General features: G+C 46.6%; 15 protein-coding genes. 4 read left to right on the top strand and 11 right to left on the bottom strand.

Going from position 1 to position 20,951, the window contains the following annotated elements; translation table 11 throughout:
• Window positions 1–293: 293 nt before the first annotated feature.
• From PRUTH_RS00075 to PRUTH_RS00060, 4 genes are read right to left on the bottom strand one after another with little or no spacing between them, the layout of a single operon-like run.
• A complete protein-coding gene (locus PRUTH_RS00075) occupies window positions 294–1,745 on the bottom strand; it encodes a TrkH family potassium uptake protein (protein WP_151172237.1) in 1,452 nt (483 codons plus the stop codon).
• A 39-nt stretch (window positions 1,746–1,784) separates the two neighbouring features.
• Window positions 1,785–2,399 (bottom strand): YigZ family protein, encoded by a 615-nt coding sequence (locus PRUTH_RS00070; protein WP_151172236.1) that lies wholly within the window; start codon window positions 2,397–2,399, stop codon window positions 1,785–1,787.
• Window positions 2,400–2,458: 59 nt separating this feature from the next.
• The gene (pepQ, locus tag PRUTH_RS00065) at window positions 2,459–3,781 is read right to left on the bottom strand and encodes a Xaa-Pro dipeptidase (RefSeq protein ID WP_022944861.1); all 1,323 of its coding nucleotides are present in this window, start codon (window positions 3,779–3,781) and stop codon (window positions 2,459–2,461) included.
• 60 nt (window positions 3,782–3,841) lie between these two features.
• The gene (locus PRUTH_RS00060; protein WP_151172235.1) at window positions 3,842–5,725 is read right to left on the bottom strand and encodes a transglycosylase SLT domain-containing protein; all 1,884 of its coding nucleotides are present in this window, start codon (window positions 5,723–5,725) and stop codon (window positions 3,842–3,844) included.
• 301 nt (window positions 5,726–6,026) lie between these two features.
• Here PRUTH_RS00060 and fadB point away from each other — a divergent pair, with 301 nt between their 5' ends.
• The 3 genes from fadB (at window position 6,027) to tusA (ending at window position 9,703) form a co-directional block, all read left to right on the top strand.
• The gene (gene fadB, locus PRUTH_RS00055) at window positions 6,027–8,189 is read left to right on the top strand and encodes a fatty acid oxidation complex subunit alpha FadB (protein WP_151172234.1); all 2,163 of its coding nucleotides are present in this window, start codon (window positions 6,027–6,029) and stop codon (window positions 8,187–8,189) included.
• Window positions 8,190–8,191: 2 nt separating this feature from the next.
• The gene (gene fadA, locus PRUTH_RS00050; protein ID WP_045979470.1) at window positions 8,192–9,355 is read left to right on the top strand and encodes an acetyl-CoA C-acyltransferase FadA; all 1,164 of its coding nucleotides are present in this window, start codon (window positions 8,192–8,194) and stop codon (window positions 9,353–9,355) included.
• A 108-nt stretch (window positions 9,356–9,463) separates the two neighbouring features.
• Window positions 9,464–9,703 (top strand): sulfurtransferase TusA, encoded by a 240-nt coding sequence (gene tusA, locus PRUTH_RS00045; RefSeq protein WP_022944865.1) that lies wholly within the window; start codon window positions 9,464–9,466, stop codon window positions 9,701–9,703.
• Window positions 9,704–9,706: 3 nt separating this feature from the next.
• Here the strand turns inward: tusA and PRUTH_RS00040 are convergent, their stop codons facing one another.
• From PRUTH_RS00040 to glyQ, 3 genes are all read right to left on the bottom strand, one after another.
• Window positions 9,707–10,159: an early set domain-containing protein gene (locus PRUTH_RS00040; RefSeq protein WP_026111099.1), complete on the bottom strand. Its 453-nt coding sequence runs from the start codon at window positions 10,157–10,159 to the stop codon at window positions 9,707–9,709.
• A 109-nt stretch (window positions 10,160–10,268) separates the two neighbouring features.
• The gene (gene glyS, locus PRUTH_RS00035) at window positions 10,269–12,338 is read right to left on the bottom strand and encodes a glycine--tRNA ligase subunit beta (RefSeq protein ID WP_151172233.1); all 2,070 of its coding nucleotides are present in this window, start codon (window positions 12,336–12,338) and stop codon (window positions 10,269–10,271) included.
• An 8-nt stretch (window positions 12,339–12,346) separates the two neighbouring features.
• Window positions 12,347–13,246, bottom strand: coding sequence for a glycine--tRNA ligase subunit alpha (glyQ, locus tag PRUTH_RS00030; RefSeq protein WP_026111100.1), 900 nt, complete (start codon window positions 13,244–13,246; stop codon window positions 12,347–12,349).
• 289 nt (window positions 13,247–13,535) lie between these two features.
• On the opposite strand from glyQ, the gene PRUTH_RS00025 reads away from it, so the two are divergent.
• Window positions 13,536–14,675: a S8 family serine peptidase gene (locus tag PRUTH_RS00025; RefSeq protein ID WP_151172232.1), complete on the top strand. Its 1,140-nt coding sequence runs from the start codon at window positions 13,536–13,538 to the stop codon at window positions 14,673–14,675.
• 77 nt (window positions 14,676–14,752) lie between these two features.
• Here PRUTH_RS00025 and gyrB read toward each other — a convergent pair whose 3' ends face one another.
• From gyrB to dnaA, 4 genes are read right to left on the bottom strand one after another with little or no spacing between them, the layout of a single operon-like run.
• Window positions 14,753–17,170 carry a DNA topoisomerase (ATP-hydrolyzing) subunit B gene (gene gyrB, locus PRUTH_RS00020; protein ID WP_138548730.1) on the bottom strand — a complete coding sequence of 806 codons (2,418 nt, stop codon included), beginning with the start codon at window positions 17,168–17,170 and terminating at the stop codon, window positions 14,753–14,755.
• A gap of 11 nt (window positions 17,171–17,181) precedes the next feature.
• On the bottom strand, window positions 17,182–18,273 hold the full coding sequence (gene recF / locus PRUTH_RS00015; RefSeq protein WP_151172231.1) for a DNA replication/repair protein RecF: 1,092 nt from the start codon (window positions 18,271–18,273) through the stop codon (window positions 17,182–17,184).
• A 3-nt stretch (window positions 18,274–18,276) separates the two neighbouring features.
• Window positions 18,277–19,380 carry a DNA polymerase III subunit beta gene (gene dnaN, locus PRUTH_RS00010; protein ID WP_022944872.1) on the bottom strand — a complete coding sequence of 368 codons (1,104 nt, stop codon included), beginning with the start codon at window positions 19,378–19,380 and terminating at the stop codon, window positions 18,277–18,279.
• A 10-nt stretch (window positions 19,381–19,390) separates the two neighbouring features.
• The gene (gene dnaA / locus PRUTH_RS00005; RefSeq protein ID WP_026111101.1) at window positions 19,391–20,791 is read right to left on the bottom strand and encodes a chromosomal replication initiator protein DnaA; all 1,401 of its coding nucleotides are present in this window, start codon (window positions 20,789–20,791) and stop codon (window positions 19,391–19,393) included.
• Between the last annotated feature and the right edge of the window lie 160 nt (window positions 20,792–20,951).

Genomic DNA, 20,951 nt, shown 5'->3' with positions numbered 1-20,951 from the left:
TAGGCATCCACGCCTCAACGCCACTCAACGAGTGACGTTAAGTCACTGCCACGAGATAGAAAAGGGATAGCATGGTGGCAGGAATTCATCCTGAAGCGACGCCCGGCTCAGGCATCCACGCCTTCGCGTTCGGCCCTCAACGAGTGACGTTAAGTCACTGTCACGCGATAGAAAAGGGATGGCATGGTGGCAGGAATTCATCCTGAAGCGACGCCCGGCTCAGGCATCCACGCCTTCGCGTTCGGCCCTCAACGAGTGACGTTAAGTCACTCGCTGTCGCAAGCGACCGTGCCTCACCCACGCCAGAATGTTGGGGTAAACAGCACGAGGAGAGTAAATATCTCTAACCGGCCAAAGACCATTGCCAATGTCAGAATCCACTTTGCGCTATCACTAATGTCACCATAGTGAGCGGCTACTTCACCCAGCCCTGGACCCAGGTTATTAAGGCAGGCAGCGGTCGCCGAGAAGGCAGTGATATTATCTAGCCCCGTCCCCATCAGGCTGATCATAATAATTACAAACACCAAGGCATAGGCAGAGAAAAAGCCCCATACCGCCTCCACAACCTTATCTGGCAGGGCTTTACGACCTAGCTTAATCGAATAGATGGCACGCGGGTGGACCAAACGGTTAAGCTCTCGGATACCTTGTAAGTAAAGTAAAAACACCCTCACTACTTTCATTCCCCCGCCTGTGGAGCCCGCACAACCACCAATAAAACTGGAAAAGATCAGCAGCATAGGTAGAAACAGCGGCCAAGCGGAGAAGTTATCGGTCGCAAAACCGGCGGTGGTACTGATGGAAACGGCCTGAAACATCGCCTGGTCGAGAGTTTCATCACCATTAGCGTAAATGTTATTAGAGGAAAGCACTGCGAAACAGATAATGATGAGTGCCACTTGGATCAGAAAAAACGCTTTAAACTCAGGGTCGCGCAAATAAACTTTGCCACTACGACTGGCCACCGCTGCGTAGTGCAGTGAAAAGTTGATTGCCGCAATTAGCAAAAACACCACACAGATCAGGTTAATCACGGGGCTATCAAAGTGCCCCATCGACGCATCATAGGTAGAGAAACCACCAATGGCTATGGTTGAAAAGGCATGACAAATCGCATCAAACCAATTCATTCCCGCAACCCAATAAGCCAGCGTGCAAGCTAAGGTAAGCGACACATAGATATACCACAGGTGTTTTGCCGTATCGGCAATTCGTGGTGTCATTTTTGAATCTTTCACCGGCCCTGGCGTCTCAGCACGGTACAGCTGCATCCCACCCACGCCAAGCATAGGGAGCACGGCAACGGCAAGTACGATGATCCCCATACCGCCCAGCCATTGTAATTGCTGACGATAGAAAAGCACCGACTTAGGTAAATATTCTATGCCTGTAAGTACAGTCGCACCGGTAGTGGTCAGCCCAGAAAACGCCTCAAATACGGCGTCTGCCATTGATAACTTGGGTGCATCTAGAAAAATCAGCGGTAAAGATGCGAACGAGCCCAGCACCAGCCAAAACAACACCACAATTAAAAAGCCTTCCCGAGCCTTTAAATCTCCATGCTCATTACGGTTGGGGTAGTAGGCAATTAAGCCAGCAATTACGCTAAAGACAAAAGCGAGAATAAAAGGTAAACCGCCACCATCTTTGTATATTAGTGAGACCAAGGCTGGCGGCACCATAGTGATGCTGAATAACGCCACCAGCTGGCCCAGTATTTTTATTATCGTGCGGTATTGCATCTAGCGCATCGCCGTGACTTTTGTTTGCATGTTATTGTCTTACTGTTTTATTTTTAACTCAACAGTACCGTGGCTTAAATCAAAGATATCTTTTATCGCTGCATCGCTTTGGCGCTCATCAATACATATCTGCCAACGAATGGCGCTATCATATTGCTTCTCAATACCAAGGACTTGATAGTGAGTTTGCAACCTTTGCTCTATGACTCCCTGTAGAGCATAGTCACTGTCGCCAATGAGTACCACACTAGGCACCTTAACCTGGGTAACTAGTTGCGCCAGCGCGTTATTAAGCGTACCGCCATAGGCACGAACCAATCCACCGGTACCGAGCTTAATACCGCCGAAGTAACGCGTTGTCACAGCACAAATCTCGCCAAGGCCACTGCCTTGGAGCACATTCAGCATTGGTTTGCCAGCAGTGCCATTGGGCTCACCATCATCGGAAAAGCCATACACATGGCTGCCTCCTGGAGCCCCTGCTACATGAGCCCAGCAATTATGGCGGGCATCGGGGTAACGGCGATTAATATCGGCGATAAAGTCTTTCGCCGCACTAATATCCGGCGTGTGCGCCACATGCACAATAAAGGTGCTCTTTTTGATTTCTTCTTCGTAACTTAAGGGCTCACTAGGGTATGAGTATTCAGACATAACGGCAGGATCATTGATAGCAAACTGCGGAGCACTTAGGCCCCGCAGTGAATGGGTGGTTAATCGAGCTCTAGCTCGCGAGTCATATTCTCAAGGCTGTCTTCGTGAACAATGATATTGTCCTCAATACGAATACCACCGAAAGGCTTAAGCTCTGCGACCTTGTCCCAATTAATATGCTGATTATTATCTGTCGCTGCTAAATCACCGAGCAAGGAATCAATAAAGTACAACCCAGGTTCAATGGTAAATACTTGATTCGCTTCAATCTTACGCGTGCAACGCAGGAATGGGTGACCTTCAGGCGGCTCTTGGTGTGCGCCCTGCTCGTCAGCCATAAAACCACCCACATCATGTACTTGTAAACCAATATGATGGCCTAAACCATGTGGGAAGAACGTTGAGGTAATGCCTTTGGCAACAATCTCATCGGCCGATAAGTTAACGATGTTAAAGTCACTCAGTGTTTGCGCCACACGTTGGTGACAATCAAGGTGTAACTCTCCATATAACTTGCCAGGCGCCAACTGGTTACATAGTGCAATTTGGTGCTGCTTCATGGTGGCAACAAGTTCAGCAAATTCCCCTTCACCAGTAAAGTCATAGGTTCGAGTAATATCGGCTGCATAACCATTGAAGTTGGCGCCAGCGTCAATCAAAAAAGAACGATGGGTAGCAGGAGCAACACGATCAAAGTGCGTGTAGTGCAAAATGGCGCAGTTTTCATTTAGCGCCACAATGTTGCCATAAGGCGTGTCATTTTCGCTATGTTGCGTCGCTAACAGGTAGGCTTGTTGAATTTCAAATTCGGACTTGCCTTGAAAAAACGCATCTCGCGCAGCTTTGTGACCTTGTACAGCGATTTTATTCGCCTCACGCATACAAGCAAGTTCGTACTGCGTTTTGTAGGCACGGTGGTAATGATAAAAGTTCATTACCGGCTCCGGATTCATCAGCTCAAAACCCAAAGCTTGAGCAACTTCCAGGTATTCGCCAATATATGCAAATCGCGCCTTATCATAAGGGAGTAACTTTTCTACCTGATCCGGTTTCACCAGCAGTTCAATATCAAAGTAGTCAGCCCAATACTCATTCGGCTCATCGGGGACCTTGTGCCAAAAGTCCACAGGGCGATAGAAAATCAACTTTGGCTTATCAGTGCCATTCGCGACAATCCAGCAATGTGGGTTATCTATCACTGGCAACCAGGCCTTAAATTGTGGATTCACCTTAAACGGGTAGTACATATCGTCTAAGAACTGGCGCTTCGCTTGGCCAGAATGGAAAACAACGCCGTCTAGGTTTTCGCGTTCGATAATTTCGCGCGTGCGCTTTTGCAAGGTTGCAATATGTTCAGCGTATAACACCGCTAATTTATTCATGTATCACCCACTTTGCTAAATATTATTAACTGCAGTCTATCACAGCCGCCAGCTGTGCGGCTAACCACCTATGCGCATATCAAGAATAGACGCTAGGATGTTTTCGTTTTTGCCTTGTTTAGTAAGGTATACTTGCCGATAAGCAAATACATTTTTGACATAGTCGCGCGTTTCCCGATACGGGATCAATTCAATCCACAGCTCCGCAGGCATAGCTTGATCCGGTAACCATTTACGTACACGGTGATAACCCGCATTGTAAGACGCTGTTGCTAGCACTTGGTTGCCATTAGTTTTACCCTCTAAGTACTTGAGGTACTTGGTGCCCAAATTGATATTAGTGCTGGGCTCGTACAAACGCCGTGAAGACACGGTACTACGATTAATGTACTTCGCGGTACTAGGAAGAAGCTGCATTAAGCCCCGGGCGTTGGCCCGAGAGCGGGCATCTGGAGCAAAAGAGCTCTCACGCCGAGCAATCGCAATACTCCAATCCATATCCACTTTGTTGCGGCGGCTATAGCGCTTAAATAAGTCGGTGAATGCATCAGGGAAGCGTAAATCCACGTAATCCCAAGCCTTTATACGCGCTAATGTAAAGATGGTACTGTCATGCCAGCCTTGTTCACCGGCTAATACCGAAGCCGCTAGTTTCTCCGCTTCACTTGACGTATCTATTAGGTAATTCCATTCCCTGCGCGCGCTGGTGTAGCGCTTCAGTTCATGCAAACGTTTGGCGCGCTTGAAGCCTGGCGCCTGAGCCACCTTTTCCTTCAACCCAGGCGGCAACATCAACTGTTTACTATTGAGGTTAACCGGTTGGTCCAAGCGTGCGGCAGCAAGAAAGCCATAATAGTCTCGTTGTTGTGCCAGCGGCAGCCATATATTTTGGGCCTCTTGTGCCCGCCCTTGACGAAAATAGCTGTATGCGAGCCAGTATTTATGGCCATTGCTGAGATTGGTTTTATTAGTGAAGTAAGCTGATATCCCTGGCCAATCTTGCTCTCTGAGCATATTTGCCAGATGCCACTGCATTAGCTTTTTATCATGGCCCGCATCGGGCACTTTATTTAACCAAAATTTCGCTTCATCATGCTGTTTTACCGCCAATGCATAAGCAAAAGCATAGTTAATTTCCTGACGTTGCTCGTCGGTAAAAGTGAACATGTTATCGAGTTTGGTCCATGCTCGAATCGCTAGTTCCGGATCTCGCCATACCAAACGCTTAACGCCATAATGGGCAATTTCCGCTTCTTTGCTGCTTTTGTTTTTGAACCGGTACAACCCTGCTGCAGCACTGGGGTCTTTGCGCACCGCAGAATATAAATCAGCTAAATAACGCTCATTATTCGGTAGCAACGTTTTCAGGTAGCGCAGCAAGTAGTGTTCGCCCTCTCGTGCTGCCAACCCTACCCGTTGCCATACCCGTTGTGGAGTTTGCATCCCAGCATCACGCCACTTAGCGAATAAGGAGTCACACTGTTTCGGTTGAGATTGCCCAACCACCCAGAGATCAGCAACTTGCGCTAATATTGCTCGCTCAGGGGCGCCTAGTTGCAATTGAAAATCTAGGTACTGGCACTTTAACTGCGCGTCGCTTGTGGGTTGGTAGTTAGCAACAAAGTCGGCTTTTCGCCCTCTTTTAGCTAGGTAGTTAAGCCAGGCTCGACGCACCGGCCACTCGAGGGGAGTATTTTGGTACACGCTCAAAAAGCGCTCTATTTCTGTTTGATATTTTAACTGCGGATGGCGTTTATAAAAGGCCATCTCTACATAAGGCTTAAGGGGGTGATCAAGTTGGCTATTGAGGCGCTTAAACTCTTTATAGTTGCCTGACCAGGCCACCTTTTCCGCCTCTAAAAAATCGTCATTGTCACTGGCTAAAGAAGCACTGGAGGCGTGCAGTAGGGATGCAGCCAGTAACACATGTATAAATCGTTTCATGATAATCCTACGTTTTATCGCGCGAAACACAGGTAACGGAATAACACTAAAAATGCTCAAAAAGGCACGTTACCATTATTGGTTCAACGAACCATCTTAACTGTACTACATTAATGGATGAGTTTTGACCTTTAGTAACCGCATCTATACGTGTTTTGGTCGCATCTCGTATCAGCGTTAATTTTTAACCGAATGTAAATTTTAGCCGGAAATTTTCATTGCATTTTCGGATTAAAGACGCGACACTGATCGAAAACCCAACTCATCGTACCAGTTTCACATGAAACAAAGGGAGATACCCATGATATTTCAGAGCGATTCCTTTGTAGTCTCTTTTATAAAGGACCAAATTGCTGAGTTTAAGTTCACTGTACCTGGTTCAGTGAATAAACTATCTCAACAAACCTTAAACGACTGCTTAGAGGCCATCAAAGAATTACGTCAACGTGACGACATTAAAGGCATGGTATTTACCAGCGATAAAGATCACTTCATCGTTGGTGCTGATATTTTTGAATTCCTACCCACTTTCCAAAGACCAGAGCAAGAGCTTGTAAGCTGGATTAAAAACGCAACCGATGTGTTTGATGCTTTAGAAGACTTACCTTTCCCTACGATCAGTGCTATCAATGGTATGGCTCTTGGCGGTGGCTGCGAGTGGGTTCTGGCGACCGATTTCCGTGTTGGTAGCAGCAAAGCTAAAATCGGTTTACCTGAGACCAAACTGGGCATTATGCCAGGCTTTGGTGGCACCGTGCGTTTACCTCGTATCATCGGTGCAGACAATGCCATGACTTGGATCACTACGGGTCAGGAAAACCGTGCCAATGATGCACTAAAAGTAGGCGCACTTGATGCTGTGGTTACTGATGACGCGCTTGTTGATGCATGTATCAACATGCTGGAGCAAGCCATTGCAGGTAAGCTTGATTGGCAAAAGCGCCGCGCAACAAAACAAGCGCCATTGAAGATGAATAAGGTAGAGCAAGGCATGAGCTTTGCCATGGCCGAAGGCATGGTTATGGGCAAAACTAAAGGCCACTACCCAGCGCCAGTGCTTGCAGTGAAAACCATTAAAGAAGCCGCGAATATGAGTCGCGACGAAGCCATGGCAGTGGAAAATGCCAACTTCGCCAAGCTGGCTAAAACCAATGAAGCTGCTGCGCTTACCGGTATTTTCTTGAACGATCAGTTCATTAAAGGCAAAGCTAAAAAGCAAGCCAAGGGTAGTAGTGTCAGCATCAACCAAGCTGCGGTACTAGGTGCAGGCATTATGGGCGGCGGTATCGCTTACCAGTCAGCCTACAAAGGCACACCTATTGTCATGAAAGACATTAACCAAGATGCTCTCGACTTAGGTATGGGCGAGGCAGCAAAGCTACTTGGTAAAAAAGTAAAACGCGGCCATATGAACATGGATAAGATGGTCGGCGTACTAGGCAAAATAAAACCGACTCTCAACGATGCGGATGTGCAAAGTGCTGATATCGTAGTTGAAGCCGTGGTTGAGAATCCGAAGGTGAAAAAAGCAGTATTAAGCGACCTTGAGAAGACCTTAGGTGACAATGCTGTACTAACGTCAAACACGTCGACCATTCGTATTGATGAACTTGCCACAGCGCTAGAGAAACCTGAAAAATTCTGCGGTATGCACTTTTTCAACCCCGTTCCAAAGATGCCTTTGGTAGAAGTGATTCGTGGCGAGAAAACCTCAGAAGATACCGTTAACGCTGTAGTCGACTATGCCCTTAAGCTAGGTAAGTCGCCCATCGTTGTGAATGACTGCCCTGGGTTTTTCGTAAACCGTGTGCTATTCCCCTACTTTGCTGGCTTCAGCAAAATGGTCAGCGAAGGAATCAGCTTCGCAAAAATCGATAAAGTCATGGAAAATGTCTTTGGTTGGCCGATGGGGCCCGCCTACCTACTAGACGTGGTGGGTATTGATACCGCCTTCCATTGCACTGGCGTGATGGCTGAAGGCTTCCCTGAACGTATGGCTCGCCAAGAGAAAGATCCGGTCGCCGTGTTTGCAGAAGCTAAACGCTACGGTCAGAAAAATGGTAAAGGCTTCTACAGCTATGCTCCTGATCGCCGTGGCCGTTTGAAGAAGAGCCATGATGACGAGGCATTAAAGTTACTATCAACGCTGAGCGACAGTGAGAAAGACGTTGATAAGCAGGAAATGATCGACCGCTGTATGGTGCCGATGATCAACGAAGTACTGCTTTGCCTACAAGAAAACATCATTGCTTCACCACAAGAAGCAGACATGGCGTTGGTATATGGTATTGGCTTCCCGCCATTCAGAGGCGGTGTATTCCGCTATTTAGACCAAGTCGGCCTGGCTAACTTTGTAGCAACTGCCGATAAGTACGCACACCTTGGTGCGATTTACCAAGTATCTGACCAAACACGTCAATGGGCCGAGCAAGGCCGCGTGTTTTATCAAGTGGAGGGACAATAATCATGAATAATGTTGTCATCGTCGATTGTATTCGTACACCTATGGGCCGCTCAAAAAATGGCGTATTCCGCCACAAGCGTGCTGAGGACCTTAGTGCCCACTTGATGAAAGGCCTATTAGAGCGCAACCCTGCTGTGGATCCTGCGTCAATAGACGACATCTACTGGGGTTGCGTACAGCAAACCTTAGAACAAGGCTTTAACGTCGGCCGTAACGCCGCACTGTTGGCGGGTATTCCACACACAGTGCCAGCAGTCACTGTAAACCGATTATGCGGCTCATCAATGCAAGCGTTGCATGATGCGGCACGCGCAATTATGACCGGTGCCGGCGACACTTACCTTATCGGGGGTGTGGAGCATATGGGCCATGTACCAATGACCCATGGTAATGATTTCCACCCAGGGCTCGCTACTTCTGTAGCTCAAGCCGCAGGTGTGATGGGACTAACAGCTGAATATCTTGCCACCTTGCACGGTATTAGCCGCGAGCAACAGGACCAGTTCGGCGCTCGCTCACACCAACGCGCTCATGCAGCCACAGTAGAGGGTCGCTTTAAAAGCGAGATCCTACCGATGGAAGGCCATGATGAAAGTGGTGCATTGACCTTGGTTGAAGATGATGAAGTTATTCGTCCAGAAACCACCGTCGAGGGTTTATCTCAGCTTCGTCCTGTATTTAACCCGGCCTCGGGTAGCGTCACTGCAGGCACATCTTCAGCGTTGTCTGACGGTGCTTCTGCCATGTTGGTTATGAGTGAAGACAAAGCTAAAGAGCTAGGCTTGCCAATTCGTGCTCGTGTTAAGTCAATGGCGGTCGCCGGCTGCGATCCATCAATCATGGGTTATGGTCCGGTCCCTGCGACTAAGAAGGCATTGGCGCAGGCAGGCATCAGCATTGATGATATTGACGTTGCTGAGCTTAATGAAGCATTCGCAGCGCAGTCTTTACCAGTGCTTAAAGACTTAGGTCTACTGGATAAGGTCGATGAAAAAGTGAATCTAAATGGCGGTGCAATTGCACTTGGGCATCCATTGGGTTGCTCTGGTTCACGGATCAGCACCACGCTTATCAATATTATGGAAGATAAGGACGCTAAATACGGCCTTGCAACCATGTGTATTGGTTTAGGCCAAGGTATTGCTACGGTGTTCGAACGTCCATAGCCACATCAGCTTGGTGACAAAAAGGCGGGTTAAGCATTATTGCTCCCGCCTTTTTTCTTATCTAAAGTTTGGGTAAACTAGCGCTTTTATTCTAAGGCAACGACACCAATGAACTTTGACCAAGCTGACCATGTTCTTGACGCCATGGGCCTACGTTGCCCCGAACCGGTGATGATGGTGCGCGGCACCGTGCGCAAAATGCGCCAAGGCGAGACCCTGCTAATCACCGCTGATGACCCTTCAACGACTCGTGATATTCCCAGTTTTTGTCGTTTTATGGACCACACCTTGGTGGCCCAGAAAACCGAGCAAGCCCCGTATCAGTATTTGATCAGAAAAGGCCAGTAGGCCTTATTCAAACACTTGATTGACTGTTACCAAGGGCTTTTTAAAGCGAGAGAAATTGATAGACACTTTGTACCAACCTTTCTCCTCTGGCGTAAAGCTAAAATAGTTGTATACGCTGTTGCAGTCTGCCTGAACTGGTAGGCCAAGCTCTAACGTTTTATCGAGCGCTTCGTCAAGATAACCGCAATTATAACCAGCACTCCACTGGGCATCGGCTATTTTGAACTCATAGGCCTTCCCCGGCGTAGAGAAGCGAATTTTGGTCTCATAGATGGCTGGCGCCACTCGTTGCATTTGATACTCTGGCTGTGCATCCCACAACGAGAAATCACCACGCAAGAATAACGGCTTTTTCACTTCCTCAGCAGGCACGATATCATCGATAGTCACTGAGCTTGAGCAAGCCCCCAATAGTAAGGCTGAAACGAGTAACGGAATTTGCTTTGTCATTATTATTTGTTTCCACTTTAAGCGCACTTTTCTCCAGTCTAAGAAATTAGTGCAAAGGCTTCAATAAAAAAGCCAGCTTAATGCTGGCTTTTACTATCACTATGAAAAATACTCACTATTTCTGTAAAACAGAAATGTCAGCAACTTGTAGAAACAGCGATTGTAATTGTGACAATAGCGCCAAGCGATTGTTCTTAACGGCATCATCGTCAGCCATCACCATTACGTTATCGAAAAAGGCATCAACACTTTGACGTATATTCGCCAATTCACTTAATGCCAGCTGATAATCACCCTGTTCATACAATGGCGATAACTTCGCTTGATAGGCCGCTACTTGCTCAGCCAAAGTCTGCTCGGCAGGCTCTTGAAGTAACGCTTTATCAATGGCACCAACTTCCTTGATGTCATTTTTACTGAGGATGTTACCCACTCGTTTATTTGCCGCTGCCAGCGCTTCTGCAGGCTCTAAGCTACGGAAATGGCTTACCGCCTTTACACGCAGGTCGAAATCAAGGGGTTTAGAAGGTCGACGCGCCAACACTGCCTGGATTACATCAACGGCAATACCCTGCTCTTGATACCAAGTACGGAAACGCCCTAGGAGGAAATCAAATACATCCTCAGCGACATTGCTGTTACTGAGCTTATCAGCAAACAGTTGCTGTGCTTTGGCAATAATATCAAGCACATCTAAAGGTAGTTGCTTCTCTACCATGATCCGAAGCGCACCAATTGCTGCACGACGCAGGGCAAATGGGTCCTTGTCACCTTTCGGAGCTTGGCCGATACCAAAAATACCCACTAAGGTGTCGAACTTATCTGCCAGAGCCACAGCACAAGCGATAGTGCTATGTGGTAATTCATCCCCAGAGAAACGCGGCATATATTGCTCGTTCATGGCATTGGCGACATCTTCATGCTCACCGTCATGACGTGCATAATGCATCCCCATCACGCCTTGAACATCAGTGAACTCCATCACCATCTCTGTCATTAGGTCGGTTTTACTTAACAAACCGGCCCGCTCTGCTAAAGCTTTATCGGCACTCAATTGCTCTGCAATGTAGCCTGATAGCGCGCTAATTCGCTCTGATTTATCTTTCAGGGTACCTAGTTGTTTTTGGAACAACACGGAATCAAGAGACGCTAAGCGGCTTTCCAATGTTTTCTTTTTATCTGCCTCATAAAAGAACTGTGCATCAGCCAAACGTGGGCGCACTACTTTCTCATTTCCAGAGATCACTACACTTGGGTCTTTGCTCTCAATATTGGAAACAAATAAGAATTTATTAATCAGCTTGCCATTGCTATCAAGCAGTGGGAAGTATTTTTGGTCGTCTTTCATAGTGTAGATCAGTGCTTCATCTGGCACATCCAAGAACTCTTCTTCAAAAGAGGCGGTTAACGTCACCGGCCATTCAACCAGCGAGGTCACTTCCTCTAACAGTTCTTCATCCATCGCGACCTGGGCACCCACTTTTGCTGCAGCGGCATCAATTTGATTACGGATCATCGCTTTGCGCGCCTCGTAATCCGCGACAACGTAGGCTTCCTTCAGCTTAACTAGCGCCTCATCGGCGTGATGAATAGCGACTTTCTCTGGGTGATGGAAGCGATGCCCCTGAAGCTCGTTACCGATCGTTTTACCAAGAATTTCACCTTGAACTAAGCTGGCACCGTAGAAAATGGTCGCGGTGTGTACCGGGCGGATAAACTGAGTCTTGTTAGCTCCCCAACGCATAGGTTTAGGGATAGGTAGTTTAGTTAATGCCTTAGCTACGGCGTCTACAATCAGCTCTTGTACCGCCTGACCAGGAACATTGGCCTTGTGTAGTAACCACTCGCCTTTATCGGTGGTATGGCGCTCCGCATCGCTGACTTCAATACCACAGCCACGAGCCCAACCCAATGCCGCTTTGGTTGGGTTGCCATCGGCGTCAAACGCAGCTTTGACTGCTGGGCCACGCTTCTCGACCACTTTGTCTTGTTGTTTTTCGTCCAGTTGCAACACCATCAACCCCAACCGGCGAGGCGATGCATACCACTGCACACCTTGGTGCCCGAGAGTAAGCTCGTCCAGTTGTGCGGTTAATGCATCAGCAAAGGCTTCTGCAAGTGTGCGCAGTGATTTCGGTGGTAACTCTTCAGTACCAATTTCAACTAAAAGATTCTGTTGTAACATAGGTATTCTTAATCCTTACACAGCGGGAATCCGAGCGCTTCACGCGCCGCGTAGTAACTTTCTGCACAGGCTTTAGATAAGGCTCTAACGCGCAGAATATAACGTTGTCTCTCTGTCACTGAGATAGCGTGACGTGCATCGAGAAGGTTGAATGCGTGCGATGCCTTCATCACTTGCTCATAAGCTGGTAATGGCAACTCTGCTTCTATGAGTTTTTGACTTTCCTTTTCGCACTGGTCGAATTGCTTAAATAGCGCATCAACGTCGGCATGTTCGAAATTGTATTTCGACTGCTCTACTTCGTTTTGGTGGAAAACATCACCATAGGTCACTTTGCCCATCGGGCCGTCAGCCCACACGAGGTCGTAAATACTGTCCACACCTTGAATATACATGGCTAAACGCTCTAGACCATAGGTGATTTCGCCGGTTACTGGCGCACACTCAAGCCCCCCTACTTGCTGGAAATAGGTGAACTGCGTGACTTCCATGCCATTTAGCCACACTTCCCATCCTAATCCCCAAGCACCCAGAGTTGGCGATTCCCAGTTGTCTTCAACAAAACGGACTTCATGCTTAAGTGTGTCAATTCCCAATGCAGCGAGTGAGCCCAAGTATAGGTCTTGGATATTGTCCGGAGACGGCTTTAAAACTACCTGAAATTGATAGTAATGCTGTAGGCGGTTAGGGTTTTCACCATAGCGGCCATCGGTAGGACGGCGACAAGGCTGCACATACGCACTCGACATTGGCTCTGGGCCAACGGCTTTTAAAAAGGTGAGTGGATGAAACGTGCCTGCGCCCACTTCTAGATCAAAAGGCTGTGCAATAACACAGCCCTGCTGTGCCCAGTAATCCTGTAACGCTAGGATAAGGCCCTGAAAGGTTTGTAAGTCGTATTTTTGCATAATGAGGTTAGATTCTGCTGCTTTGAGTGCGGTTTTATTGCTCACAGTATACCTGCTGCCACGCTGTGTTTTAAGCAGTTTCTTTTACAGTGGCTCTGTAGCTAACAGCCCCTTCCTTTCACATTCATAATCTATTCATTTAAACATCACTGAATTATTTCTTCTCACCTAGTTCATTATTCGTATTTTTAATTCTTCTTTATTGCATTATCAGCAAAGTAGTCTAACTTTGTTAAATTAGTGTTAACCGCACTTTGACCAATAAAATATAACTAAGATAGGATTCGAAATGAAAAAGACACTTTTAGCCACAGCGATATTCGCTGCATCCACCGGTATAGCCACTGCACAAAGCGCCCCTAGTTTTACCGGCATGGCGGCACAGATGGAGATCGATAATACCTGTATTATCCGTTTTAATGACTCGGTTTCTCGCTTTGATGTCGAAGGTAAAGCACGCGGTATGTTGACTAAGGCACAAGCTCAAGCCAAGCACCTATATAAAAATGCTATCAAAGGTATGGCTGTTAATATGAGCTGCGCTAAAGCGAAAACGGTATTTGCAAACGAGGCCGATGTGATGCGCTTCACCGAAGATGGCATTGCCTATGCCTCACCAGCAAAAAAAGGTAAGCCCGGTGGCGGCGGCAGTCAATCTCAACAAACGCCTTGGAGCGTCACGCGTGTTGGAGGTCCAGTGGATGGTTCCGGCTATACCGCTTGGGTACTCGATACCGGTATTGACTTAGACCATACTGATCTCAACGTTGATGCTAACCGTGGCTTTACCGCTTTTACTAAAGGGCGTGACGCAGACATGGATGATGGCAATGGTCATGGTACTCATGTCGCCGGCACTATCGCTGCTCTTAATAACGGTATCGATGTCGTTGGTGTTGCAGCAGGTGCTGATGTGGTCCCTGTAAAAGTACTCGATTCTCGCGGTTCTGGCAGCTGGTCTGGGGTACTAGCAGGTATTGATCATGTCGCCGCTAATGCCTCACCAGGCGACTGTGCAAATATGAGTTTAGGCGGAGGCTTCAATCAGGAACTTAACGATGCGGTCGAAAATGCCGCACAACAATCGGGAGCCTTTTTTGTAGTGGCCGCAGGCAATGAAAGCCAAGATGCCAATAATGTCTCTCCAGCGAGCGCCTCCCATAACCGGGTTTATACTATTTCAGCAACAGATAGCAGCGACCGCTTTGCTAGTTTCAGTAACTTTGGCAACCCACCTATCGATTATGCCGCACCTGGAGTCGGTATTCTTTCCACACGCCAAGGGGGTGGCACTACCACAATGTCTGGCACATCAATGGCTTCACCAGCGGCGTGCGCGGTGATCATGATGAGCAATGGTAATCCAGGCACAGACGGATCGGCGTTGAACGATCCAGATGGCAATGCCGATGATATTATCCATCTTTAATATTAAGTATTAAATCAAAAAAAAGCCCTTACATGTTTGTGTAAGGGCTTTTAGTTATACGTTATTAAGCTGTATTTCTACACATCTAGATTCACAACACGAAGTGCGTTTTGCTCGATAAAGTCACGACGCGGCTCTACTTGGTCACCCATTAGAGTTGCGAACAATTGGTCTGCCGCTATGGCGTCTTCAATGGTCACTTTAAGCATACGGCGAGCACTAGGATCCATTGTCGTTTCCCACAGCTGGTCAGGGTTCATTTCACCCAGTCCTTTGTAGCGTTGGGTGTATAGGCCACGCTTAGAATCGGTAATTAACCACTCTAGTGCTTCAACAAAGCTGCTCACTGGCTGCGTTTTCTCTCCGCGTTGAACATAAGCGCCTTCTTGCATCAGGTCTGTGATTTTCTCACCTGTAACACTAATACGCTGATAGTCTTTGGAGGTTAAGAAATCGTGGTTCAGTACATAGACTTTATCAACCCCGTGCTGACGAATATTGATCAGCGGATAATAGAGTTTACGCTCTTCGTCGAATTGCGTGTGTGCGCTGAAAATAGCCGCATCTTCATCCTTAGCAATTAAGTCTTCTACCAGTGTTTTCGTCCATGCTAACACTTTCTCTTCATTATCAAGCTCAGACTCACTAATACGAGGTTGGTAGATTAAGCTGTTCATCATTGAAGATGGGTACTTTCTCGCTAAACGTTCAATAACTTTTTCAGTACTCTGATAATCGCGAACTAGGTTTTCTAGCGCGTTATCTTGAATGGCACTTGCTCCCTCACTGGTATACAGTGCGGCACCGTTTAGTGCGAGAGAAGTTAAGTACTCAACGAGTGCATTATCATCTTTGATATACCGCTCTTGCTTACCTTTTTTGATCTTGTATAGCGGTGGCTGAGCAATATAGACATAACCACGCTCAATAATTTCTGGCATTTGACGATAAAAGAAAGTCAGTAGCAGAGTACGGATGTGCGAGCCATCTACGTCAGCATCGGTCATGATAATGATACGATGATAGCGAAGCTTTTCAGGGTCGTATTCATCACGGCCAATACCACAACCTAACGCCGTAATGAGCGTAGCCACCTCTTGCGAGCTAAGCATTTTATCAAAACGGGCTTTTTCAACGTTTAGGATTTTACCCTTTAGTGGCAAGATAGCTTGGTTTTTACGGTTACGCCCCTGCTTAGCAGAGCCACCCGCTGAGTCACCCTCCACTATGTAAAGTTCAGATTCCGCAGGATCTTTCTCTTGGCAATCAGCGAGCTTACCAGGTAGGCCGGCTAAATCCATGGCTCCTTTACGACGCGTCATTTCACGTGCTTTACGCGCTGCTTCACGCGCACGTGCAGCGTCAATTATTTTACTGACAACGACTTTCGCATCACTTGGGTTCTCAAGTAAGAATTCACCTAATTTTTCGGCCATCGCTTGCTCAACAGCAGATTTTACTTCGCTGGAAACAAGTTTATCTTTGGTCTGCGATGAGAACTTAGGATCTGGCACTTTAACGCTAACAACTGCGGTTAAACCTTCACGGGCATCATCGCCACTGGTCGACGCATTGGCTTTTTTGTTAAGGCCTTCTTTTTCCATATAACCATTCAATGTACGGGTAAGCGCTGCACGGAAACCGGCTAAGTGCGTTCCACCATCACGTTGAGGAATATTATTGGTAAAGCAGAAAATACTTTCTTGGAAGCCATCGTTCCACTGCATCGATACTTCAACGCTGATGCCATCTTCACGCTCATGGGTGAAGTGGAAAACATTTTGATGAACTGGTGTTTTCTTGCGGTTCAAGTATTCAACAAAAGCTTGTATACCACCTTCATATTTAAAGTGGTCGCGCTTATCTTCCTCGCGCTCATCGGTCAAGATGATAGATACGCCAGAGTTCAGGAATGATAATTCCCGTAAGCGCTTAGCTAAAATATCGTAATGGAAGTTAATATCGCTGAATGTTTCTGAGCTCGGCCAGAAGCGAATTTCTGTGCCTGAGGTTTCCGAATCACCAATCACAGAAAGCGGCGCATCAGGCTCACCCATGGTGTAGGTTTGCTTATGTAATTTACCTTCGCGGCGAATTTCTAGCGCTAGCTTTTCTGATAATGCGTTAACAACCGAAACACCTACACCATGCAGACCACCGGATACCTTGTATGAGTTATCATCAAATTTACCACCGGCGTGTAGTACGGTCATGATAACCTCAGCCGCTGAGACTCCTTCCTCTTCATGGATTTCAGTTGGGATACCACGACCATTGTCGCGAACTGATACTGAGCCATCGGTGTGGATAGTTACGAAGATGTCGTCACAGTATCCTGCTAATGCCTCATCGATTGAGTTATCGACGACCTCGAAAACCATATGGTGTAAACCGGTGCCATCATCGGTATCACCAATGTACATTCCTGGCCGTTTTCGTACTGCATCTAATCCTTTCAGTACTTTAATACTTGATGAATCGTAATTTTCAGACATGGTGTTTCCATCTATCTTGTTATTAGTTTGCCATGTTTCACGTGGAACAAAGCTTCAGTTCTATCCAAAGCTTCTAACACGGCAGAGACACTTTCGGACTCAATTGTCGTTATAAATATTTGCGCTTGGCAATGGGATAATAATTGGCCCACCTTGCGCTTTGTATCTTCACTGAGCTCCGAGGGTAAGTCGTCTATTAGCAACAGTGACTGCTTCCCGGTCTCTTTTTCAATTAAGCTATTTTGCGCTACTTTAAGCGCATATAAAAGCAGTTTTAGCTGTCCTCTTGAAAAGACATGCTCTGCTGCACCCACATCGGTTTTTATCGTTATATCCGCCTTGTGGGGCCCTCTCGATGTATATCCACGTGCAAGGTCGCGTTCGAGGTTTTCTGACAGTACATCAGCGAGTGAATCTGACTGTTTCCACCCGCAATGGAACTCGATTTTCAGGCCTTGCATCAATTCAAGTTCAGCACACAGTCTATCAAAAAAATGCGCTTTAAACCTCTCAATATAAGATTCTCTTAGCGCCGTAATATGCTGCGCCAAACGGACAAATTCTTTGTCCCATACAGCAAGTTGTAGCTTTATATCTCGGGGTCTTTGCTTGAGTAAAGCATTACGTTGCTTAAGTATACGGTTAAAGTTTTGCCACGCATTTAAAAACTCATGTTCCACGTGGAACACACCCAAATCAATAAATGCCCGTCGCTCCTTCGGTCCTCCAAAGAAGAAAGAGTAACTTTCAGGAGTGATAACTTGCACAGGCAATACCTGGGCTAAATCTGATATACGTCGGCTTGCTTTTCCCTGAATACGGACTTGGGTCTCACCCTGTACATTTTTACTTATCCCCATTGGGATGGTGAGATTATTACTGTGCTTTTTTGCGTGCAGAGTAAATTTTTGCGCCCCATGACGAATCACGTTGCGATACTTGTTGGTACGAAAAGAACGTCCATGGGAAAGGAAGTATATGGCTTCGAGAAAACTAGTCTTGCCGCTGCCATTCTCCCCGTAGATGATATTTATGCCTTGGGGAGATAAAGAAACAGCCTCAACATTTCGAAAATCATTGAGGCTGAGAGAAGTAATGCTCATTATCTATAGACGCATAGGCATAACAACGTAGAGCGCTTCACTATCACCTGTCGCTTCCATCAGCGCACTACTATTCGAATCGGCAAGCGTAATTGTAACGTCTTCAGTTTTTACCGTGTTTAGAACATCCAGCAAATAAGAAACATTAAATCCGATTTCTAACTCATCACCTTGATACATAACCTCGACAACTTCTTCGGCCTGTTCTTGCTCTGGGTTATTGGCACTGACTTTTAATAAGCCATTACTCAAATTTAAGCGCACACCACGAAACTTTTCATTAGACAAGATAGACACTCGGTGCAGAGCATTGCGTAGCCACTCCCGATTTGCAGTAATAATCTTGTCACCACCACGAGGTAAAACGCGACGATAATCAGGGAAGCGTCCATCAACTAATTTACTAGTAAATGTAAACTCTGCATCGCTAATTCGAATATGATTGGCACCAAACTGAATAGTCACAGGATTATCATCTGCCGGCATTAACCGCATGATTTCTTGCACGCCCTTGCGTGGCACTATAAGTTGGCGCTGCGAATTAAGCGATTGAGGTAATTTTTTAAACGCTAATGCGAGGCGATGGCCATCGGTGGCAACGGTTTTTATTTCATCATTTTCTAATTCAAATGACATACCATTAAGGTAATAACGAACATCCTGATTCGCCATGGAAAAGTGGGTATTCTCGAGTAGCTTTCTCAGCTCCATACGGCTTAGCTGAAACTCAACCTCGCCATCCCACTGTTCTAAATTAGGAAAGTCTTCGGCCGCCAACGACAATAGCGCAAAACGACTTTTACCACTGGTCAGTACCACCTGATGCTCTTGCGAGTTTAAATTGATGTCACTGCCATCTGGCAAGCTTTTACAGATATCTAAGAGCTTTTTAGCTGGCAAAGTAATCTTGGTATCGGCAGTGGGCTTCTCCAAAGTGACCGAGGCAACAAGCTCTATCTCAAGGTCTGTCCCAGTCATATAAAGTTGACCATCACGCACCTCTAGCAATACATTTGAAAGAATTGGCAGGGTATGTTTTCTCTCAATAGCACCAGACACTTGCATGAGTGGTTTTAAAAACTGATCTCTAGCGATAGTAATTTGCATAAGGCTGACCTTAAGATGACAAAGTTCTTATTAGATTTTGATAGTCTTCTTTCACTTCGTGATTTTCTTCACGCAGTGATTTAACCTTGCGGCATGCATGCAGCACGGTTGTATGATCACGCCCACCAAAGGCATCACCTATTTCTGGCAGGCTGTGATTGGTTAATTCTTTAGATAGCGCCATGGCCACTTGTCGTGGACGAGCTACAGAGCGGCTGCGGCGTTTAGAGAGTAAATCTGATACGCGAATTCGATAATACTCTGCCACTGTGCGTTGAATATTATCGATAGTCACCAACTTATCTTGCAAAGCGAGTAGATCGCGCAAGGCTTCTTTAACAAAGTCGATTGAAATTGGTCGTCCAGTAAAGTTTGCGTTAGCGATGACCCGATTAAGTGCGCCTTCCAATTCACGCACATTTGAGCGCAATTTCTTCGCAATAAAAAAGGCCACTTCATGGGGTAAATTAATCTTACTTTGCTGCGCTTTTTTCATCAAAATAGCGACCCGAGTTTCTAACTCCGGTGGCTCAATCGCAATAGTTAAGCCCCAGCCAAAACGTGATTTAAGACGGTCTTCAACGCCTTCTATTTCTTTTGGGTATCTATCAGAAGTCAGAATAATTTGCTGATTACCTTCTAACAGCGCATTAAAGGTATGAAAGAACTCTTCTTGAGAGCGCTCTTTATTAGCAAAAAACTGAATATCATCAATAAGTAAGGCATCAACACTGCGGTAATAGCGCTTGAACTCTTCAATGGCATTATTTTGCAGCGCTTTGACCATATCTTGCACGAAGCGCTCGGAATGCATATAAACGATTTTAGCGTTTTCTTTTTTAGCTAAAATACCATTACCCACGGCGTGCAGTAAGTGCGTCTTACCCAAGCCTGTGCCACCATAAATGAAGACAGGGTTAAATGCCGAACCTGGGTTATCGGCCACCTGTGTTGCTGCTGCTTTAGCTAATTGGTTTGACTTACCTTCAACAAAATTGTCGAAGGTATAATTTTCTTTGATATTCGATTTGTACTGTGACTTGGGCGCCGGTTCTACGGCGGCAGGTGCCTGCGCACTTTGGGTGACCGCTGGAGCGCTGCTAGCACTCGCTGCCTGGGTATTATTCGTATTGCTACTGGGGGCGGGCGTGTTACCGTTGAGTATCGGTTTGCTGCCCACGTCAAAGCGCAATTCAGGAGCTTCGTCACCGCATATTTCAACTAATAGTTCATTGATCCGATTAAGGTACTTTTCGCGAACCCAATCAAGCACAAAACGGTTAGGCGCATAAATAGTTAAAGTGTCGTCTGTACTTTCAGCTTGGAGCGGGCGCACCCACATACTAAATTGTTGCGACGGTAGTTCATCCTGCAACACATATAAACAACTTTGCCAAACTGACAGATACACAGTGTACTCCCGAAATTAGGTTTGTATTATTGATACCCGTACATCACGGGTGAAGGTTGTCGTTGCTTGTCTTCCCTGAATCTGCGCCTTGGTGCGATCCGGCTGTCCATTATGACGCCTATTTATCCACAACTTCAATATTGATTTTTTTAGAAATTAT

Origin of the sequence: Pseudoalteromonas ruthenica, assembly GCF_008808095.1 — a bacterium.
GTDB lineage: Bacteria > Pseudomonadota > Gammaproteobacteria > Enterobacterales > Alteromonadaceae > Pseudoalteromonas > Pseudoalteromonas ruthenica.
Note: the sequence above shows the minus strand (reverse complement) of the source record. Positions and strands in the feature narration are given on the sequence as shown.

Excerpts from the sequence above, each read along its gene's own strand:
- PRUTH_RS00075 (WP_151172237.1), bottom strand. The coding sequence starts at position 1,745 with ATGCAATACCGCACGATAATAAAAATACTGGGCCAGCTGGTGGCGTTA.
- PRUTH_RS00070 (WP_151172236.1), bottom strand. The coding sequence starts at position 2,399 with ATGTCTGAATACTCATACCCTAGTGAGCCCTTAAGTTACGAAGAAGAA.
- pepQ (WP_022944861.1), bottom strand. The coding sequence starts at position 3,781 with ATGAATAAATTAGCGGTGTTATACGCTGAACATATTGCAACCTTGCAA.
- PRUTH_RS00060 (WP_151172235.1), bottom strand. The coding sequence starts at position 5,725 with ATGAAACGATTTATACATGTGTTACTGGCTGCATCCCTACTGCACGCC.
- fadB (WP_151172234.1), top strand. The coding sequence starts at position 6,027 with ATGATATTTCAGAGCGATTCCTTTGTAGTCTCTTTTATAAAGGACCAA.
- fadA (WP_045979470.1), top strand. The coding sequence starts at position 8,192 with ATGAATAATGTTGTCATCGTCGATTGTATTCGTACACCTATGGGCCGC.
- tusA (WP_022944865.1), top strand. The coding sequence starts at position 9,464 with ATGAACTTTGACCAAGCTGACCATGTTCTTGACGCCATGGGCCTACGT.
- glyS (WP_151172233.1), bottom strand. The coding sequence starts at position 12,338 with ATGTTACAACAGAATCTTTTAGTTGAAATTGGTACTGAAGAGTTACCA.
- glyQ (WP_026111100.1), bottom strand. The coding sequence starts at position 13,246 with ATGCAAAAATACGACTTACAAACCTTTCAGGGCCTTATCCTAGCGTTA.
- PRUTH_RS00025 (WP_151172232.1), top strand. The coding sequence starts at position 13,536 with ATGAAAAAGACACTTTTAGCCACAGCGATATTCGCTGCATCCACCGGT.
- gyrB (WP_138548730.1), bottom strand. The coding sequence starts at position 17,170 with ATGTCTGAAAATTACGATTCATCAAGTATTAAAGTACTGAAAGGATTA.
- recF (WP_151172231.1), bottom strand. The coding sequence starts at position 18,273 with ATGAGCATTACTTCTCTCAGCCTCAATGATTTTCGAAATGTTGAGGCT.
- dnaN (WP_022944872.1), bottom strand. The coding sequence starts at position 19,380 with ATGCAAATTACTATCGCTAGAGATCAGTTTTTAAAACCACTCATGCAA.